Below are 20,284 nucleotides of genomic sequence, written 5' to 3'. Positions count from 1 at the left end.
TGTCACTGCAAGGTCGCCGCATCAAGGAGACTCGGGAGGTCTTTTGATTCTACGTGTCAGGTCGAGGTGGCCTGATCAATGGGAGGAAAAAATGCTTAAGAAAACACTGGGCGCTCTGGCGCTTACATCTGCTTTGGTCGCCACACAATCTGTCGCTGACGGCCACCAGATCGATCTGTCCGGCAAAACTGTCGAATGGATTATCCCTTTCTCTGAAACCGGTGGTTCCGCCAAATGGGCCAACTTCTATGCCCCGCTTTTGTCCGAAGCGTTGCCTGGCAACCCTACTGTTGTGGTCACTTTTGATCCCGGTGCAGGTTCCACGAAGGGCGCGAACAACTTTCAGGAAATGACTTACGAAGACGGCACAACGATCTTCGGGTCTTCTGGTTCCACACAGTTCCCTTACCTGTTGAGCGACCCACGCGTGCGCTATGAATATAGCGACTGGAACGTGGTTCTTGCGTCTGGCACGGGGGGCGTAGCCTATCTACCAACAGACCTGCGCGGCATGCTGGGTGACGGCGGTTCCGCGGCAGGTATCGAAGGCGAATCCTTCGTTTACGGCTCTCAAGGCGCGACCCGTCTTGATCTCGTACCGCTACTTGCATGGGAAATGCTGGGTCTCAACGTCGAACCAGTATTCGGGATTGAAGGTCGCGGCGATGGCCGTCTGATGTTCGAGCGTGGCGAAGCCAACATCGACTATCAGACATCTTCGTCCTACCTTTCCGGTGTGACACCGCTGGTGGAAGCAGGTTCTGCAATGCCTTGGTTCTCTTTCGGGGCACTGGACGCTGACGGCAACATTGTGCGTGACCCAACTTTCCCTGACATGCCGACGTTTAAGGAAATCTGCGAAGCCACCGACGGTTGCGCAACCGAGGGCGAACAATGGGACGCATGGAAGGCGTTCTTCGTCGCAGGTTTCCCAGCACAGAAAATGGTATTCCTGCCAGCAGGCGCACCTGATGAAGCCGTTGCAACCTTCACTGAAGCCTTCGCGGCTATTCAGGAACGCGACGATTTCGCTGAAATCAGTGCCGCGCGTCTTGGCGTTTACCCGCAGCTGACTGGCGCTGCGGCGCAAACAGCTATGGCGAGCGCGACTGACGTTCCGCAAGAAGCAAAAGACTTTGTGATCAACTGGTTGGGCGAACGCTACGGCGTCGTTCTTCAGTAATCTAAGTCTAACGACCCCACTTGCCTGCGATGCGGGTGGGGTCATTACTTTTTCAATTTCAAAACATGGATGGTGTCGAAGATGGAAGTCTTTGCGACAGCTTTACCTGCGCTCAATGATGCGTTTGCGATGATCCTTCAGCCCCATGTGATCGGCTATTTGGTCCTCGGCGTTCTGATGGGACTGTGCATTGGCGTTTTTCCCGGCTTGGGAGGGATCGCGGGGCTGTCGCTTCTCTTGCCATTCATGTTCGGGATGGAGCCTGTCACGGGGCTTGCTTTGATGATTGGCATGGTGGCGGTTGTCCCGACATCCGATACCTTTGCGTCCGTTCTGATGGGAATACCCGGATCGTCGGCTTCGCAGGCCACTGTCCTTGACGGGTTCCCAATGGCGAAGAAGGGCCAAGCAGCACGCGCACTTTCGGCCGCCTTCGCATCCTCCCTATTTGGCGGCCTTATGGGGGCGGCGTTCCTGACGCTCTTTATTCTCGCGGCCCGCCCAATTGTGTTGCTGTTCAAGACGCCGGAACTCTTGATGATCTCGGTTTTTGGCCTGTCGATGGTGGGTATTCTGGCCGGACGTATCGCTTTGAAAGGTATTGCGGCCGCGGGGCTTGGTCTTTTGGTTGGTACCATCGGTGAAGGCCGGTTTGAAGGCGAACTGCGCATGGTTCCTGTCAGCTGGCGCTCTGCCGAGAGCGGCAGCATTCCGTTCGAGCTGTATCAATACCTTGGTGACGGCCTGAAGTTGGTGATCGTTGGTCTGGCTATTTTCGCCATTCCCGAAATCATTGCCCTACTGCGTCAGGATCGCGCCATTTCCGAACGCGCCCCTTTGGGCGGCGGATGGCTGTCGGGTGTAAAGGATTGGTGGGCCAACAAATGGCTTTCACTTCGCTGTTCACTGATCGGCGTAACCGTTGGCGTGATCCCCGGCCTTGGTGGATCCGTTGTTGACTGGATCGCCTACGGCCACACAGTCCAAACCGCAAAAGACAAATCGCAATTTGGTAAAGGTGATGTGCGCGGGGTGATCGGGCCTGAAAGTTCGAACAACGCCAAAGAGGGGGGCGGGCTGGTCCCCACGCTTTTGTTTGGCATCCCCGGCTCTGGCTCAATGGCGATCTTCATTTCCGCAGTCGCCCTATTGGGCAGCGGAAAGATCGAAGTCGGCCCTGCTATGCTGGAACGCAACCTCGATTTCACCTACGCGATCGTCTGGTTGCTGGCGCTGGCAAACGTCGTGGGCACCCTGATCTGCATCGCAGCGTCCGGCGGTATCGCGCGCCTTACAAGCATCCGTTTTGCGCTGCTCGCGCCGTTCTTGTTCATGATTATTTCCTTCGCCGCCTTCCAGTCGCGTCAGGAAATCTGGGACCTTGTTGCGCTGTTCGCCATCGGCCTACTTGGCATCATGTTGCGCCGCTTCGACTGGTCACGCCCCGCGTTCCTGATCGGCTTCGTGCTGTCACTGCCTGTCGAACGCTACGCAAACCAAGCCCACCAACAGGCCAGCATCAAATTGCGCCAAGGCTGGGAGGTCGCACAGCCCTATATCTTCAGCCCAATTGTCATCACGCTGATCATCATCACTGTCCTTTCAGTATTCATCGGCTTGCGTCAGGCCAAGAACATCCAAGCCGAAGGCGACGTCAGCGTTGGCACCAAACGCGCACCGATGATGTTCCTTCTGGGGATCACCGCTGTTGTCGCGGTCTTTATGCTCAACGCATGGCAAATCCCCGATTACGCCTTCCGAGATCGCATCTTTCCCAACTTTATCGCCTTGGTGACGCTGGTATGTTGTGTCGCACTGATTGGGCAAATGATGCTGCGCCCCGAAAACCATGCCATCTTTGCGGATCGCGAAGTGCAAGACGCCGATGTGAACGTCTACGGCCTTTGGGGAACGCTGGCATGGATTGCTGGCCTGCTGGCCGCGACTTCTCTTGTGGGCTTCATCCTTGCCTTGGCAGGTTTCCTGTTGCTGTTCATCCGCATTCGCGCAGGCAAAAGCTGGGGCTTTGCCGCCGCTTATGCCGCCGTCGGCGTCGCATTTATCTGCGCCATGGCATGGACCTTGAACCGCGACTTCCCGCCGGGACTTTTGCAATCCAACTTTGATCTACCATGGCCTCTGACATGACCCAAACCGCTATTCCCTTCCTGTTCATGCGTGGCGGCACGTCCCGCGGACCATACCTGAACCGTGCCGATTTGCCGGATGATCTGGAAACATTGGCACAAGTGTTGATCGCTATGGTTGGCTCTGGTCATCCGCTCAACATCGACGGTGTCGGTGGCGGAAATGCTGTCACAACCAAAGTGGCAATGCTGTCCCGATCGGATGATGATTGGGCTGACATCGATTATTTCTTCGCGCAAGTCAGTGTCGAAGATCGTACAGTCGATTTTAAGCCGACCTGCGGGAATATCTTGTCAGGCGTTGGCCCTGCAGCCATTGAAATGGGGCTGATTAAGGCACAAAACGGTGAAACCAAACTCAACATTCATGCCGTCAACACCCGCGCACGAGTGGCGGCGACCGTCCAGACCCCGAACGGCGCGGTATCCTACGATGGTGACGCCAAAATCGACGGCGTGCCCGGCACGTCTGCCCCCGTGGCGTTGCAATTCATGGACACCATCGGCGGCGCGACGGGTGCGTTTTTACCCACCGGCAACCTGATCGATACCTTCAATGGTGTCGATGTCACCTGCATGGATGTTGCCATGCCGATGGTCATAGCCAAGGCGGACGCCTTTGGCCTCACGGGTTATGAAAGCGCCGAAACTCTGAACGATAACAAAGATTTCTTCGCCGCGATGGAGGGTGTCCGCATCCAAGCAGGCGAAGCCATGGGCATGCAGAACGTTGCCAAATCTGTCACACCCAAGTTTGGCCTTCTCGCCCCCGCGAAAGATGGCGGCACTATCGCCACGCGCTATTTCATGCCGTGGAAGGCCCATCCAACGATGGCCGTGACCGGCGCGCAGTGCCTCGCGTCCTGCGTCCTAACCCCCGGCACTGTGGCAGAGGGCATGGCCGCCCGTTCCAACGACCGCCCCGCGACGATTACGTTGGAACACGCAAGCGGCCAGATCAATGTATTGGTGGATTATGACGTGACCGCAGACGGCATCGACTTGCGTTCTGCAGGGTTGGTCCGCACCGCGCGCTTGCTGGCCCGTGGTGAGGTTATGATCCCAAAATCGGTCTTGATACGATGAAGGTTCATATCCTTGACGATTGGTTCGACACTCTGCGCAGCTTGCCTTGTTTCGCCAAACTGGCTGATCACGATGTGACGGTCTGGACGGACCACGAACCCGACCCTGAAAGACTAGCCAAGCGTATTCAGGATGCCGACGCCCTGGTGCTGTTCCGCGAACGCACCAAGATCGGGGCCGAATTGTTAGAGCGCACGCCCAACCTGAAACTTATCAGTCAGCGCAGCGTTTATCCGCATGTAGACGTGGCCGCTTGCACCGCGAATAACGTGACGCTTTGTTCCAACATGGCGGGCGGCGGGACGAACTATGCGGCGGCCGAAATGGCACTGGCACTCATCCTTGCCAGCTACCGTCAGATCCCGCAGCAGGTGGCGTCCATCCGCGCAGGCGCGTGGCAAATGGGGGTCGGGCGCACCCTGCGAGGGCGCACATTGGGTCTTTATGGCTACGGCCGCATCGCGCGGGCGTTGGCGGGTTATGCCGAAGCCATTGGAATGAATGTGCAATGGTGGGCCTCCGAAGACGGCCGCGCGCGCGCTATGGCCGATGGCCAAACCGTTGCCGCCAGCCGTGAGGCGTTTTTTGCAACTTCCGACGTCATCAGCCTGCACGTGCGCCTGAAACCCGAAACCCGTGGAATTATCACTGCCAATGATCTTGCGGCGATGGCCCCGCGCAGTCTGCTGGTGAACACGTCGCGCTCTGGCCTCATTGCGTCTGGTGTCCTTGAGGCTGAACTCGAAAAGGGCCGCATCCACGCTGCCGTTGATGTATTTGACAATGAACCGCTGCGCGACAGGGCGCACCCGCTGCTCACACATCCCGATGTCCTGCCCACGCCCCATATCGGCTTTGTGACGGAAGACGAATTTGACCTGCAGTTCAGCGACATTTTCGATCAGATCAACGCCTATGCCGCAGGCCAGGCTATCCACGTAATCAACCCGGAGGTCTAAGGCTGAATAGGTGCGGCGATTGGCTCCTCGATGCTTCCCTTCACGATCTGCAGCACGGGTGGGCGGTCACGAAGGCCGTATCGCCCGCGCGAAAAGAAACACCGCCACGCAAATGGCTTCGACTGGCGGTCGGTGCTGCATGACGCCTATCAACGCCAGAATTGCTTTGGGCCGCAGCGATATGGTCGATCAGGGTCGCGAGTGCATCAAGCTTCCAGCCGTTGCGGCACCTCTAAAGATGGGCGACAATGACAGTCTCTCGGAGACCAGCGGCCCACCTGTTGGTAGAGAACTGCCTCAACAGCCTAAATTGGTAGAAAACGCGGCATTTCCTCCGACAAGTACAAAGAAACGCCGCTTCACATTTTTTTCCTCCGGAATCCGCTTGGGTGTAATAATTATGGGAGAGTTTTCCCGAAATCATTTGCTGAGCCGTTTCGCGTTTAAAACTTGGTTGGCCACATACGGCGTCCATCTTTTTCAACGGGGATTGAATGGCCAAAGACGTGGAATACTTTGTAACTTCCTGAGCATTTGCGAGTACGCCCAATACTTGAGTTGCCATGATGTCTGTCTCCTTTTGGAACATCATATTTTCTCAAAGGGATGCGCTAAGCCCTAATACAGGGTGCACTTGCAACGCTCACATTGAACCTAACAACGCGAACGTCATTTTATGTGAGGGTAGGTGGCATGCAGGCGCTGCGCTAAAGCGTCATAATCAACGCGCGCTCAAGGCTTTCCAACGCTCCTCTTAACTCAGCTTCAGATGCAACAAATGGTGGGGCGAGCATTATGTGGTCGCCGATGCGACCATCTCGGGTTCCGGGCATTGGATAGCACGCAAGCCGTTCTGCAAACGCTGCTTTTTTGATCTTACCTGCAATCCCGCGACTTGGATCAAATGGGGTTTTGCTATCTCGGTTCTCGACCAGTTCAATGCCCCAAAACAGCCCACGCCCTCGAATGTCACCGACATTCGGATGTTGTCCAAATGTGTGATGAAGCTGCGTGCCCAAAAATGCGCCGCGCGACCGCACCTGCGCGACCAGATCATTTTCGAGAATTTCCTTGAGAACCGCACAACCGACGGCGGCGGCGATAGGGTGCCCCAGATAGGTGTGTCCGTGCTGGAAAAATCCGGTCCCTTTGGCCACGGCATCATAGATGTGCGACGTGCACAGCATCGCGCCGATGGGTTGATATCCAGCCCCTAAACCCTTGGCGATGCACAGAATGTCCGGTGCAATACCTTCGGCGTCACAGGCAAATAAATGACCCGTTCTGCCCATGCCACACATCACCTCATCAAGGATCAGAAGCACACCGTGTGCGTCGCAAATCTCGCGGATCCGTTTGAAATAGCCATCAACAGGGGGAACCGCCCCAAGCGTCGCCCCGACGACAGGTTCAGCGATAAAGGCCATGACGTTCTCAGGGCCAAGGCGCTGGATCTCTTCTTCTAGTTCATTTGCGACTCGTTGGCCGTAATCAAACAGCGTTTCATCCGCCGCCCGCTCCGCGTATTCATAACAAGGTGCAATGTGACTGACGTCGATCAAAAGCGGTGAAAACTGTTGGCGGCGCCACGCGTTGCCACTGGCGGCCAATGCGCCAAGCGTATTGCCGTGATAGCTTTGCCTGCGGGCAATCACATGTTTGCGGCTGGGTTCGCCGTTTTCGATGTGGAACTGACGCGCGAGCTTCAACGCGGCTTCGACCGCCTCCGACCCGCCAGAGACAAGATAGACACGATCCAGATCACCGGGTGCATGCGCAATCAATAGATCGGCCAGCTCTTCGGCAGGTGCGGTGGTGAAGAACCCCGTATGGGCATAGGCCAGCGTTTCGGCTTGGTCTTTGATGGCGGCAATGACCCGTTCGTTTGAATGTCCAAGGCAAGACACCGCTGCCCCGCCTGACCCGTCAAAGTAGCGTTTGCCAGACGCGTCGATCAGGAAACAACCGTCGCCACCAACAGCGGTGGGCATGTCAGTGTGACAATGGCGTGGGAAGATGTGGGACATGGGTGCGACCTTTATGATCTAGTATGAAGCGTTGGCTAAGGCGTCATAGATTGCGCGCCTCGGAAGAACGGTGGGCTTTAGGTCCGATAACCTGCTGCGCAGACAGGTCGTGATCATGCCGCCCCCGTCAATTTCTGGCGCAAAGAGGAAACAGAGGCTGCATTATCCTTGTGGGTATGCCCGTCTTCGCCGGTTGTGCTGTTTTCAAATCCGACCCGTAGCGCACCACCACGTTGGGCTGCGTCAACCAAGCATGCATGCTCAAAAGGCCCAAAAGCGCAAACCATCCAACTGTCAGCTTCATGTTCAGGGGTCAGAAATGGTTGCAAATCTTCGGGGCGCGACGTCTGGTTTTTGCTGTATCTGCCAAGGACATAAATCACATCGGCTTGGTGCTGTCGGATAATGCCTTCGGCGCGGCGCTGCATGTAAAGCGAAACATCATCTGGGCCGTAAAGAATATGCTGGACCTTCGTATCAGCGTCCGCGCATGCGCCATAAACAGCATCAGCCAGATCAGGAGAGCGGTCGATTTCACGGACTGAAATTGATGCCCATTTGGGTTTTACAGTCTGCAAGCAGCGCAATTGCGCGGATACATCGAAAATTCCGCCTGCTTCGGTCGTGATCTGAACAGGCATGTTGGGCAACAGGCGGTCCAGCTCTGCGATCGTTTCAAGGTACCGACCGGCATCCAACGAATGTCGACCATCATCATCGCGAATATGCAGGTGCAACGCGTCGGCCCCTGATGCGTGGCAACTGATCGCCGTCGCAACAATTTCGTCGATCGTCATCGGCAAAGCGGCATGATCAGATTTCGTGCGGCGTGCGCCTGTCGGGGCCACCATGATGAAAGGCTTTAACATCTAATGTCTCCGCATCTGCGAGACGTTCAGGTCTACGAATGACCGTGCAGATTTTTGGTCATGCCACGGGCACAGATCACCCGAATACGGGAAGCGCTTTGTCAGCCTGCCTGCTTCCGCAACTACGGAGTCGGTGACCAACATTTTCGCACGGTAGAGCAGGGGGAAAGCACTACCGTGGACGACAATGGGCGCAGGCGAAGGGAATTTAGGCATTAGGGCACGATCTATGTTGAAACCAGATGTTGCTGTAAGAATGTCTAAATTACAGAGCCTGTCAATTGCGCTCAAAAATCACAAATGTTATTATCCGGCAGCAGTTATGTGAGGGCTGATCGCCGTGGACCCAACACTGAAATCCAAAACAATATCAATGCTCAAGGGCGAAATACCTGACCTGTCGCCACGCCTTCAGACGGTTGCAAAGTACATCGTAGATCATCCCGCCGACTTTGGTCTGGATTCAATCCGGGAAACAGCGCGCAAATCGGGCGTGTCAACTTATTCGCTCGTACGGATGGCCAAGCACCTCAATTTCGAAAGCTTCGAAGACCTCCGCGAACCGTTCCGGCACGCATTGGTCGCGTCCACGCACGTCACTGATTTGCCGGATTGGTTGAACAACTTGCAATCGTCGGGTGCGAAAGGGGCCGCACAGGCCGAAGCGGCGGCCAATTCAATCGGGGTGGTTCACCGGTCTTTGGAACTCCAGACAACAGGTCAACTGGAGCGGGTTGTCGAGATGCTGTTGGGCGCGCGAAACACGTATCTCACAGCGGTCCGCGCCAGCTACGGGCTTGCCTATTACTTTCACTATGTTGGCCGTATGGCATTGCCATCATTGCAATTAATTCCAAGACACATGAACAGCGCGATTGATGAACTGAACGATGCGGGCCCCGAAGACGTCCTCGTTGCGATCACATTCACGCCCTATTCAAAAGAGACGATTGAGGCGTGCAAATTCGCAAATGAACGCGGCGTGAAATTGATAATCCTGTCCGATAGCGAAATCGTTTCGTCGGAATTCACACCGCACGAAAACGTTATCGTGTCGGTTGTTTCGACGCATCATTTCGGCTGCTACGTCGGCGCAATGGCCGTGATGGAAGGCCTGCTCGCGATGCTCGTCGAGGCCGGAGGAAACGACGCGAAGCTTCGGATCAAGAATTACGAAGACCTGCGGCAAAGCCACGACGCATATTGGGGTCCTAGGAAAAAACATTAGTTTTCGGCCGGATCACGCAGATCATTCGCGACGCTAAAGAAAACGCCGGCAACTTGATCTGATCGGCGCACCGCTAGCCAGTATTTTCACCCATACGTTTGTTCCGATGCCACATCATATGGCCAACAAGTATCATCGCCGCTGCCGCTATGCCGATCCACATCACAGGGGCAGTTTTCCACAACACCAGAACTGCAATGAACAAACGTAATCCCGCTTCGGCACGTCCAATTGGTCCATAATCGAAACGCGCAAGTGCGGACGCGACAAGATAAAGCACAAGCACCAGTCGCAGGCACACGCCTGCCAAGCCGACCCAATCGACCTGCCCAGTATACCCTTCGATCAGAACGCGACGGCCCGTGTCGCTCGTAATCGTCACGGCCTCTTCGATCAGCAGCAATTCGGGGTACCACGCAAATACGAAGGGGATTGTGAACATGACGATGCCCACGCGCACGGCCGCAATGCTGGTCCGCATTGGTTCGGTCCGCGTGATCGACGCGGCGGCAAAGGCAGCGATAGCGACTGGTGGCGTAATCGCTGACGCGACCGCAAAATAGAACACAAACATATTCGCTGTGAAAAAGCTGACCCCAAGATTGGCCAAAAGTGGCCCCAGCAAAAGCGCGACATTTACGTAGGCGGGGACCGTCGGCATCCCCATACCCAAAAGGATCGCGCAGAACATTGCGCAGGTTAGCGCAAGCATCAGGTAGACCCCGCCGACAATCGGGATTTCATAGCCAGCAATGCGCAAGACCTGTGCCGTTTCCAGCCACGCTGTGACAGCGCGTGTCAATTCGCCCGTCAGCCCGCTTTCGTTCAAAAACGCAGAGATGATGGAAACCGCGAACAAGAGCAAAAACAACCGTGAAACAAGAACCCCGCCTTCCCCAAGAGAGGTAAGAACTTTGGACGGTTTCGCCCGTGTTGCAGGGTCAAGAAACAAAAGCGGCAACAGCACGATCACGGCCCACCATCCGGCAGAAATTGCATCGCCCGTCGAATTGGTGATCGTCTGTGCGACACCAGCGGGCAGCATGCCTGCCAACGCGCTTTGTGCGAATGCATCTTTGTTTCCCAGCAGCAGGAACAGGATCGTCAGGATCGGAAGGAAAATGACAACAAGGTTTAGCCAATCTTGTCGCTCCATCACCAGATCGTCTGGAATTGTGCGCATGGCTTGCACCTTCTCGCGGCGGGCTTGAAACACAACGGCCAGAAAGATCGAAAAGAAGAACGCCATCGCGGGAATGAATGCTGCCGTGATGACTTTGGTGTACGGCACCGCTGTAATCGCAACGAGGACAAAGGCCGCGACCCCCATCACCGGTGGCATGATCTGTCCGCCCGACGATGCTGCGGCTTCGACCCCGCCTGCAAATTGCGGCGAAAACCCGTTGCGCCGCATCATCGGGATCGTCAGTCGCCCAGTGGACAATACGTTGGTTACAGGCCCGCCTGTGATCGTGCCAAACATGGCCGAAGATACAATCGCTGCATGGGCCGGACCACCCCGCAGGTTTCGCGTCAACCGGACGGCCAGTTTGATCAGCGACGTGCCACCTGCCGATGTGCCAAAAAGTGCGCCCAAGATGACATATGGGAAAACCTGATTGACGATGATGTCCATGAACCGGCCCATGAAACCATCAGGCGTGATGAAAACGTTCGTCGCTTTTTGGATTGCTGCGGCAAGCGGATCACCCCCGTCTGCCCCGAGCTTCGTCAGCAGAAAGTTATTATCGCTCAGGTCAAACACCCAAATCAGCGCGGTGGATATGGTGTACAGCACAACAACGCTGGCGACCGCCACAAGCGGCAATCCCCAGACGCGGATATTGTAGAGAAAAAACAGCGTGATGATCGTGAACAGCAGCGGAATGATCCAGACCCCGAAGCGCGCCTGACACGCTGGAACTTCGGCCTCGAAGGTCATACCGGGGATCACACCAGCGGATCGTTCTGCCGCGTCCGCGATCAGCCGTGCACGTTCGCCTGTGATTTGGTCGATCAAGCAAATGGAATCAATTTCGACGAGAAACCCCAATGCCCCAAGCACAGCAGCAAGGATCAGCCCCCCATCTAGACAGGCCCCAAGCCAAGCACGCCGCGGCTTCTCGTTGCGCCACGCCCGATAGACGCTGGCGTCCAGCGTGACGATCACCATCATCAAGACAAATAGCGGTGGATACAGATATTCGGTGGGAAACCCTGAAACACGGAAATAACGCAGGCCGGTGACGTCGCGCATCCAGTCCTGCAGCCCAGCGATTTCCGGCATGGTGTTGAGCATGCCAATGATCACGAGCATGAAAGCAAGCACCAGCGCGGCACGTCGGCCTCGGGGCATAGCGGTTTCCATGTTCCGTCTCTTTCAAATTCCGGTGGGGAACAATCGGGGGGCCGTTTTCCGGCCCCCGTGTTTGACTTAGGGACGTACGCAATCCGCGACGGTGTGACCGGCTTCTTCGTAAGCGCGGATCGCACCGGGGTGCATCAACATCTTGACGGCACCACAGACACCTTGGCTGGTTCCGTCGATGTCACCAAAGCTCAGGAACAGGTAAGGACCGCGCGGCGAACCTGTTTCAAAACGTTCTTGGCCTTCAAGGAATGCTTTTGTGACCTGATAGGCTAGTTCGTCATCCATTGACGCTGGGACGATCTGCGCGAACGCCGTGGCAAAGCTGTCAAACGTATCGTCGTCAGTGACGATGGTAATATCGTTACCTTCATAAGCAGCCCGATATTCGTCTACAGGCACAGAATACACCGCATGACCGGGCGCATTCATAATCTGCTGACCCAGTTCACTGTTCAGCAAGTCAGACGGCATATCGTAAATGGTAATCGCACCGGCGGCAGAAATCGCAATCTGTCGTCCGGATGGCAGCCCCTCGGGAATAGTCCATCCATCGGCACCGCCACCCGTGATGCTGGACACCGTATCAGGCCAAGGCGATTGAATGCCTTCATATCCTTCGCCTTCGGTCAAACCGGAAAGCAGTTGAACCGCCGCACGTCCGGATGTCAGCGCAGCACCGCGAGGCGGTCCGTTCCAGATGCGCAGTCCGTCAAGTTGTGTGATGTCCGTGATAGCGCCGCTATCATAGTGACCAAAGATCTGCGCAGACGCGGCGGTAAAGAACAGCGCGCGCAGGTTTCCGGCTAATTCGGCACCTTTTTCTTCACCGACGCCGGAATAGGGGCCAATCCCACGTGACATCAGGAACGGCAGGATAAGCGGCGCGGGTGCCATATCCAATTGGCCTTCAGCAACAGCTTGCACCGAATTGGTCAGTGTGGCGCCTTCGGTAATTTGCAAGCTGGCCACGCCGGCAGATTCCAGAACGGCGGCAAGCGTTGTGTCAATATAATGGGGTGTTGATCCCGGCGATGTGGTTTCTGCTGTTAGGTTTGCTTGTGCGACTGTAACAGCAGGCAAAGCGGCAATGACCGCAGCCATAGTGGATGCCTTGAACATATTTTCTCCTCCCTAGTGGCTGCATTGGGTCAAGCAGCCTTCGCTTCGGATAACCAGAAGCAAGGAAAGGTTTGCAAATATTACGTGACTTGTCACGTAATATTTTTTGCTGTTGAATGAGCCCGTAGGAGACGCAGATGGATCAAAAGTCGAAAACACGCGCGCAGCGACTGGCAGCACGCAAGGCCACGCAGGATGCGAACCTGTTCGGGCGCTTGCAAGCGGCGGCCACCGCATCGCGCACGCAGGCACAACGGCTTTTGCTGTCCGCGGGCGGCCTGTCGATCACCCAATGGCGCATTCTTTGGGATCTGCACGAGGCCGGACCACTTAGCGTGCAAGACATGGCGTCAATCCAGCGTACCGATCATTCCTTGGTCAGTCGGGCTCTGCCTGCGATGCGCGACAAAGGTTACGTCGAAACGGTCCCGAACCCCGATGATAAACGGCAATCGTTGGTCAATATGACTGCGGCAGGTGCACAGGCCTACGCCAATGCGGCACCGATCATGCAAATGCGTCGGGACGGTCTTAGCGAAAGCTTTGACCAAGACGAAATCGCAACCTTCCTGCGCTTGATCGACCGTTACGAAGCCCACCTTAACCAGCCAAATCTGGAGTCAGAATGAACGATCGCCCAAATGTCCTGTGGATCATGGCCGACCAACTGCGCTTTGACTACCTTAGCTGCTACGGTCACCCACACCTGCACACCCCTCATATTGATGCGCTCGCACAGCGCGGCGTCCGCTTCACCAATGCCTACGTGCAATCGCCCGTTTGCGGACCATCGCGGATGTCGGCCTATACAGGGCGATACGTGCGCAGCCATGGATCCACATGGAACGGCATGCCTTTGCGGGTTGGGGAGCCGACCTTAGGTGATCATTTGCGCGACGCAGGCGCACGAGCTGTTTTGGTCGGTAAAACCCACATGATTGCGGACAAAGAAGGTATGGCTTGGCTGGGCATTGATCCGGCTAGCGAAATCGGCGTGCGCAGGTCTGAATGCGGGTTCGAACCGTTTGAAAGGGACGACGGTTTGCACCCCGACAGTCCGCGCCAGAATTGGTCGGCCTACGATGACTACCTCGTGTCACATGGCCACCAAAGCGATAATCCGTGGGAAGATTTTGCAAATTCAGGGCTCGACGACGATGGAGAACAGCTATCGGCTTGGTTGCTTGAAAATTCACGCCTTGCGGCAAACGTGCCGGAAGAACATTCCGAAACGGCCTATATGACAGACCGCGCTATGGCGTTCATGGAAGACGCTGCGGCTGACGGACGCCCTTGGATGTGCCACCTGAGCTATATCAAACCGCACTGGCCCTATATTGTGCCCGCGCCTTATCACGACATGTATGACGAAGGGCACATCATTGATCCGGTGCGCAGCGACGCTGAACGACAGACCGAACATCCGTTAATGGCGGCCTACCTTGATGCGCGCGTCTGCAAAAGCTTTTCACGTGACCACGTGCGCAAGCATGTGATCCCGGCCTATATGGGGCTGATCAAACAGCTCGATGACAATCTGGGGCGGCTGTTTGCGTGGATGGATGAAAAGGGGTTCAGCGAAAACACGATCATCGCAGTCTGTTCGGATCACGGCGACTATATGGGTGATCACTGGATGGGGGATAAGGACTTCTATCACGAAATGGCCGTCAAAGTCCCCATGATCATCGCGGACCCGCGCAAGGATGCGGATGCGACACGCGGCTTGGTGTCAGATGACCTGATCGAAATGATTGACCTCGCGCCGACCTTTATGAACGCCTTGGGATGCGAACCGAAGCCACATATCATCGAAGGGCGTGATTTGACGCCGATCCTGCATGGTACAAGCGGTTTCGCGCGTGGTTATGTCATCAGCGAGCACGATTACCACTGGTCCGAAATGGCCCGTACCTTGGACGTCCCCCAAGAAGACGCGCACACCACGATGATCTTTGACGGACGTTGGAAATATATTCGGTGCGAAGGCTTTGATCCGATCCTGTTTGATCTTGAAACAGATCCACAAGAACTGATCGACCTCGGGACGTCACAGGACATCGCCCACATAGAGACGCGCAAACGGATGGAAGCGGCTTTGCTGAAATGGGCGACCCAGCATCATACGCGCATCACGGCAACGCCGGCAGTTCTGGCAGGGCAAAAGACGGCAGCAAAGGCCGGCATCCTGATCGGATTCTGGGACGCCGAAGAATACGAAGCCACAACAGGCATCGCGTTCGCCGACCTGAAACCACAGGGCCCAAGATAACTGCTTGGTATTACCTAGATTAGTCCACCGAACCCTCGTGGCGGCGGGGAGAGTTTTCACCGAATAAGGCTGACTTTACGTAATAATCGAAAAACATGACAAAAGTGCGAAAACGCCCCTTGCGGTCGCCAGCCACTCGCAGTATCTGATGCGAACTTGGCGCGGGATGGAGCAGCCCGGTAGCTCGTCAGGCTCATAACCTGAAGGTCGTAGGTTCAAATCCTACTCCCGCAACCAAGTCCTACAAACCCCACCCGTAAAACGGTGGGGTTTTGTCGTTTCTGGTCGCCAGCCAGCCTAAACCTCATTCATTTGGAACGGTTTTCCCGATCCATTTTGCCAGTGGCGCGGCCGACATGCCGTGTAGAATGATGGACATGAACACGGTCATCGACACACACGCCAGCAGTTCATCTTCCCCTGGAAAGTCGAATTCGTCGATCATGATCAGCGTGAACAAAATCGACGCCAACCCACGCGGCCCGAACCATCCCAAAAACAACTTCTCGCTCACATGCAGGTGTGTGCCCCAAAGCGAAACCATGATGGGTAACATCCTGACAACCGTCAGGAAAAGGAACGCCAGTATAACGGCGTTCCACGTCATATGCGCAAAGCCGTCCGGCAGCAAAAGCGCACCAAATGCCAAAAACGCAAACATCGTCAGAAGTTGGCCGATGCCTTCCATAAATTCGCTGATGAAATGCAGGGGATATTTGTAGGTGTTTCCGAAAACCATGCCAGCGGTGAAAGCAGCGATAAACCCGTTCCCGCCGACCAATTCGGACAACAAATAGGCCGAGAACGCGACCATAACAAACGCAACGCCACCAGCCGCTTCGGCCATAACATCCTGTCTCTGCGCGAGCCCCATCGCCTTTGCTGCGGTCCAGCCGATACAGATGCCGACCAACGGGCCGAACGTGATCTGTAGCAACGCCGAAACGACCAACCCATCGGTGTTAGCACCTTGCATGCCTGCCGACGCTAGGATCCCGCCTAACAAGACAAACGGCAGCACAAGTCCGTCGTTCAGGCCGCTTTCAACGTTGATGGTCTGCTGTAAATTCTCGGGCACGGAATCGCTTGATAAAACCGTCTGGCCAAGTGCCGCGTCAGTAGGGGTCAGCACCGCAGCGGTCAGCAATGCCATCGCCATGCCGCTGCTTGGGTTCAGTCCGTAAGCTACAACGGTGCCCAACGCGATGGTCAGCGGCAGACCGATCACAAGCATGCGTAGGGGGATGCCAAAGCTGCGCCTCAATTTCTGGATGCGCACATGGCTGGCATCTGAAAACAGGACCAGAACCAACGTGATTTCTGCCAGCAACCGCTTCCCGTCATCAAGCAATTCGGGTTCGGCCATCAGCGCAATCGGGCCTGCAGCAAGATACCCAACCACCATGAAAATGATGGGGAGCGTGATAATTGAACGCGCAATCGCTTTGGTCAGCAAGGAATAGGCGAAAATACAGATCAGGACGCCAAGCAAGACGATTTCTGGATCAAGTGTCATTTTCACCCCTTAAGCAATCTACCTTTGATCAAGCTAACTACGCGTGGTTTCGGGCTGCAAGGGATGTCATGCAATCTAGGCGATCCGTCCGGCCGAATTTCTCGGTGGATAAGCCGCAACTTGGTCTTGGCCCTGCCGGACAGGGGCGCTATCACGATCTTCCAAACGAGTAGATGGAGCCTCTCATGACCGCTGTCGCAGACCGCATTGCCCGCAATATTGCCAGCGACATTGGCGCAAGGCCCGATCAGGTCACGGCCACTGTGGCCATGTTGGACGGCGGGGATACCGTGCCCTTCGTGGCCCGTTACCGCAAAGAGGCGACAGGCGGACTTGATGATGCGCAGCTGCGCCGTTTGGCGGAACGTCTGGACTATTTGCGTGATCTTGAAAAGCGCCGTGCGTCGATTGCCGAGCAGATCACGTCGCAAGGCAAAATGACCGACGCGCTGGCCCGCGACATTGCAAAGGCCGATACCAAAGCCGTGCTCGAAGATCTGTATCTGCCGTACAAACCCAAACGCCGGACCAAAGCGATGATCGCCCGCGAAAACGGGTTAGAACCCTTGCTGCGTGCCATCATGGACGACCGTAACGCAGAACCCGTCGCATTGGCCGAAGGATATCTGTCGGACGAAGTGGCCGATACCAAAGCGGCGCTGAACGGCGCCCGCGATATTCTGGTCGAAGAACTGGGTGAAAACGCGGGCCTTGTCGGTCGTCTGCGCGAGGTCATGCAGCAAGAAGCGATGATCAACGCCCGCGTCATTGCAGGCAAAGAAGAAGCTGGCGCAAAGTTTTCCGACTATTTCGCCCATTCCGAAAAGTGGGCCACAATCCCGTCGCACCGCGCCCTTGCGATCCTGCGCGCGACGAAGGAAGAAATCGTCACCCTCGATATTAGCCCCGAACCCGAAGAAGGCCTGCCGCGCATTCTGAACATCGTCGCAGCCGAAATCGGTATTCGCGGCGATGCACCCGGTGATCTGTGGCTGCAAGGCGTGGCAAACTGGGCATGGCGGGTAAAGCTGAGCCTTGCGATGTTCATGGACCTGATGGCCGAAATGCGCCGGTCGGCACATGCTGCAGCCATCGACGTTTTCGCGCGCAACCTACGTGATCTTTTGCTGGCGGCACCTGCGGGGCCACGTGCGACGCTGGGCCTCGATCCGGGAATTCGGACGGGGTGCAAAATTGCGGTTGTTGATGAAACCGGTAAGCTGCTCGACACGGCAACGATCTATCCATTCCAGCCGAAAAATGATCTGCGCGGGGCTGAAGAAACACTAACCCACATGATCCAGAAGCACGGGATTGCGTTGATTGCTGTCGGCAACGGAACAGCCAGCCGCGAATCGGAACGGCTTGTCGCGGACGTGATCAAACGCTTGCCATCCAGCGTGACGCGCCCCAAATCCGTAATCGTGTCAGAAGCGGGGGCGTCGGTTTATTCGGCCTCCGAACTCGCCTCGCTTGAATTCCCTGACATCGACGTTTCGTTGCGCGGGGCGGTGTCTATCGCGCGGCGGCTGCAGGACCCGCTGGCCGAATTGGTCAAGATCGACCCGCAGGCCATTGGCGTCGGCCAGTACCAGCACGACGTTGACCAACGGCAATTAGCGCAATCTCTGGCCGTCGTGGTCGAAGATGCGGTGAACGCGGTCGGCGTCGATCTGAACATGGCGTCCGCACCGCTCTTGTCGCATATCGCTGGGCTCGGCACGTCACTGGCGCAAGCGGTGGTCGCACATCGCGATGCCAATGGACCGTTTCCAAACCGCAAAGCACTGCTCAAAGTCCCCGGTTTGGGACCAAAAGCTTACGAGCAATGCGCAGGTTTCCTGCGGATCACGGGCGGGGACGAACCGCTTGATGCGTCGTCCGTCCACCCCGAAGCCTACGGTGTTGCCCGCAAAATCGTGGCGGCCTGCGGGCGCGATATCCGGCAGATCATGGGGGATGGTGCGGCGTTAAAAGGCCTGCGGGCCGAACAATTCGTCGACGACAGCTTTGGCTTGCCAACGGTACGTGACATCCTGACAGAACTGGAAAAACCGGGCCGCGATCCGCGCCCAACCTTCAAAACCGCGACCTTCGCGGAAGGCGTCGACAGCATCACGGACCTCAAAGCAGGCATGTCACTCGAAGGCACGGTTACCAACGTCGCAGCCTTTGGCGCGTTTGTTGATATCGGTGTGCATCAGGACGGGCTGGTCCACGTCAGCCAGCTTGCCGATAATTTCGTCAAAGACCCGCACGAGGTCGTCAAAGCAGGCGATGTGGTGCGGGTCCGCGTGACAGAAGTCGACGTGCCGCGCAAACGTATAGGGCTCAGCATGCGCAAAGACGGCGGGGCGAAACCAGCCCCGCGCGACAATCGCGACAAACCCAAAGGACCGCGGACAGCGCATAAAACGTCAGCGGCACCCAAAACCACTAGCCAAGGCGCATTTGGATCAGCTCTGGCAGCCGCGATGAAAAATCCCAAAGGGTAGGGCGGTCGTAAGCGTTACATTTGGGGCTCGTTTTCGGGGCTAATCCCGCTTTTCTGAACTTGGTATTCATTGCCTCCTCAATAGAGGAGGCGAGCAGTTCCAAACACGCGATCTGAGGATTTACGATTGAAGTGAGCCCCTCTAGCCGAAAAATCTGGCCAAATAAGCACAAGTATGAAGCCGCCCGGCGCATTTGTGAAGATGGCCTATCTTCGGGAGAAATCACCGCTGAGATCGGCACAAACGAATGCCTCGTGAGGAAGCAGTCTGTCGCAGATCGTCGAACCTATCTCGGTACAGGAACCCTACTTTACTGAAATCGTAACGGCTGAAGGTAGATTACCGAAACAGAATATGAACAGCCCATTGGTTTCGTCGGAAACTGCGTACCTACGTTGCGGCTCCGTAAGTATTGAATTCTCCGTGGCCATTTCCGAAGCGAACCTAACAAAGCTTGTCGCGGTTGTCGGGCGGTTCTCATGATTTATCCGTCAGGCTCATATAAAGTCTACTTGGCCACCCATCCCGTTGATTTTCGTAAGGTGATGGGCGGCCTTGCTGGTTATGTGATTAACAAATTCGCTCTGGACCTGTCACGCTTTTGTGTTGCCTCAAGTGCTCGTTTAAGCCACTTTCCGTTCGAATTCGACGGGGCTTTTCCGAGCCAGTGCTGAGTGTCGACGTTGCGGGTTATAGAACCCGTTTATGTATTCGAAGATCGCCAACTCAGCCTTGCGCCGCGTTTCCCTTGAATGTCGCCAGATCGGTTCTGCTTTGATCGCCGCCCGGCAGGGTGTTGCGCAGCAACGTCGCGAGAGGGGGGGAAGAAGGTCTCGACGGCGGGGTTGTCATAGCAATTACCTTTCCCTGACATTGACACCTTTGGACCTGTCGCGGTTTGATGCCGCTCCTTTGATAGCATTTACTGCAACAAAGGAGATGAACTATGGGACTGAAACGTACGGACGAATTTCGCCAAGATGCGGTGCGGATTGCATTGACCAGTGGGCTA

At 56.1% G+C, this 20,284-nt stretch carries 13 protein-coding genes, 1 tRNA gene and 1 pseudogene; 9 read left to right on the top strand and 6 right to left on the bottom strand.

Going from position 1 to position 20,284, the window contains the following annotated elements; translation table 11 throughout:
- Positions 1-91: 91 nt before the first annotated feature.
- The 4 genes from MWU61_RS19035 (at position 92) to MWU61_RS19020 (ending at position 5,375) form a co-directional block, all read left to right on the top strand.
- Positions 92-1,183, top strand: coding sequence for a tricarboxylate transporter (locus MWU61_RS19035; RefSeq protein WP_247130052.1), 1,092 nt, complete (start codon positions 92-94; stop codon positions 1,181-1,183).
- Positions 1,184-1,264: 81 nt separating this feature from the next.
- Positions 1,265-3,331 (top strand): tripartite tricarboxylate transporter permease, encoded by a 2,067-nt coding sequence (locus tag MWU61_RS19030; protein WP_247130051.1) that lies wholly within the window; start codon positions 1,265-1,267, stop codon positions 3,329-3,331.
- On the top strand, positions 3,328-4,416 hold the full coding sequence (locus MWU61_RS19025; protein ID WP_247130050.1) for a 4-oxalomesaconate tautomerase: 1,089 nt from the start codon (positions 3,328-3,330) through the stop codon (positions 4,414-4,416). The genes MWU61_RS19030 and MWU61_RS19025 overlap by 4 nt, the downstream gene beginning before the upstream one ends.
- Positions 4,413-5,375, top strand: coding sequence for a D-2-hydroxyacid dehydrogenase family protein (locus tag MWU61_RS19020; RefSeq protein WP_247130049.1), 963 nt, complete (start codon positions 4,413-4,415; stop codon positions 5,373-5,375). The genes MWU61_RS19025 and MWU61_RS19020 overlap by 4 nt, the downstream gene beginning before the upstream one ends.
- 707 nt (positions 5,376-6,082) lie before the next feature.
- Here the strand turns inward: MWU61_RS19020 and MWU61_RS19015 are convergent.
- Both MWU61_RS19015 and MWU61_RS19010 read right to left on the bottom strand, forming a co-directional pair.
- Positions 6,083-7,402 (bottom strand): aspartate aminotransferase family protein, encoded by a 1,320-nt coding sequence (locus MWU61_RS19015; protein WP_247130048.1) that lies wholly within the window; start codon positions 7,400-7,402, stop codon positions 6,083-6,085.
- A gap of 113 nt (positions 7,403-7,515) precedes the next feature.
- Complete coding sequence (locus tag MWU61_RS19010; RefSeq protein ID WP_247130047.1) at positions 7,516-8,271, bottom strand: 3-keto-5-aminohexanoate cleavage protein; 756 nt, start codon at positions 8,269-8,271, stop codon at positions 7,516-7,518.
- A 340-nt stretch (positions 8,272-8,611) separates the two neighbouring features.
- Here MWU61_RS19010 and MWU61_RS19005 point away from each other — a divergent pair, with 340 nt between their 5' ends.
- Positions 8,612-9,499, top strand: a complete 888-nt coding sequence (locus MWU61_RS19005; protein WP_247130046.1) for a MurR/RpiR family transcriptional regulator — start codon at positions 8,612-8,614, stop codon at positions 9,497-9,499.
- Between the two features lie 73 nt (positions 9,500-9,572).
- On the opposite strand, the gene MWU61_RS19000 is transcribed toward MWU61_RS19005, so the two are convergent.
- Together MWU61_RS19000 and MWU61_RS18995 are read right to left on the bottom strand one after the other, a co-directional pair.
- A complete protein-coding gene (locus MWU61_RS19000) occupies positions 9,573-11,867 on the bottom strand; it encodes a TRAP transporter fused permease subunit (RefSeq protein ID WP_247130045.1) in 2,295 nt (764 codons plus the stop codon).
- A gap of 66 nt (positions 11,868-11,933) precedes the next feature.
- Positions 11,934-12,989, bottom strand: a complete 1,056-nt coding sequence (locus MWU61_RS18995; protein WP_247130044.1) for a TAXI family TRAP transporter solute-binding subunit — start codon at positions 12,987-12,989, stop codon at positions 11,934-11,936.
- A gap of 137 nt (positions 12,990-13,126) precedes the next feature.
- On the opposite strand from MWU61_RS18995, the gene MWU61_RS18990 reads away from it, so the two are divergent.
- From MWU61_RS18990 to MWU61_RS18980, 3 genes are all read left to right on the top strand, one after another.
- Entirely contained in the window at positions 13,127-13,618 is a 492-nt protein-coding gene (locus MWU61_RS18990) for a MarR family transcriptional regulator (protein ID WP_247130043.1), read from the top strand.
- Positions 13,615-15,261: a sulfatase-like hydrolase/transferase gene (locus tag MWU61_RS18985; RefSeq protein WP_247130041.1), complete on the top strand. Its 1,647-nt coding sequence runs from the start codon at positions 13,615-13,617 to the stop codon at positions 15,259-15,261. The genes MWU61_RS18990 and MWU61_RS18985 overlap by 4 nt, the downstream gene beginning before the upstream one ends.
- Positions 15,262-15,421: 160 nt before the next feature.
- Positions 15,422-15,498: transfer RNA gene (locus tag MWU61_RS18980), tRNA-Met, on the top strand.
- 67 nt (positions 15,499-15,565) lie between these two features.
- Here MWU61_RS18980 and MWU61_RS18975 read toward each other — a convergent pair.
- A complete protein-coding gene (locus tag MWU61_RS18975; protein ID WP_247130040.1) occupies positions 15,566-16,777 on the bottom strand; it encodes a sodium:proton antiporter in 1,212 nt (403 codons plus the stop codon).
- A 185-nt stretch (positions 16,778-16,962) separates the two neighbouring features.
- Between MWU61_RS18975 and MWU61_RS18970 the strand changes: the two genes are divergently transcribed.
- Positions 16,963-19,272: a Tex family protein gene (locus tag MWU61_RS18970; RefSeq protein ID WP_247130038.1), complete on the top strand. Its 2,310-nt coding sequence runs from the start codon at positions 16,963-16,965 to the stop codon at positions 19,270-19,272.
- Between the two features lie 623 nt (positions 19,273-19,895).
- Here the strand turns inward: MWU61_RS18970 and MWU61_RS18965 are convergent.
- Positions 19,896-20,161 (bottom strand): annotated as a pseudogene (locus tag MWU61_RS18965) (IS3 family transposase); the annotation flags it as partial.
- Positions 20,162-20,284: the final 123 nt, after the last annotated feature.

It is taken from the genome of Loktanella sp. F6476L, assembly GCF_023015725.1.
Lineage (GTDB): Bacteria > Pseudomonadota > Alphaproteobacteria > Rhodobacterales > Rhodobacteraceae > Yoonia.
This window is presented reverse-complemented; position numbering and strand designations above follow the sequence as displayed.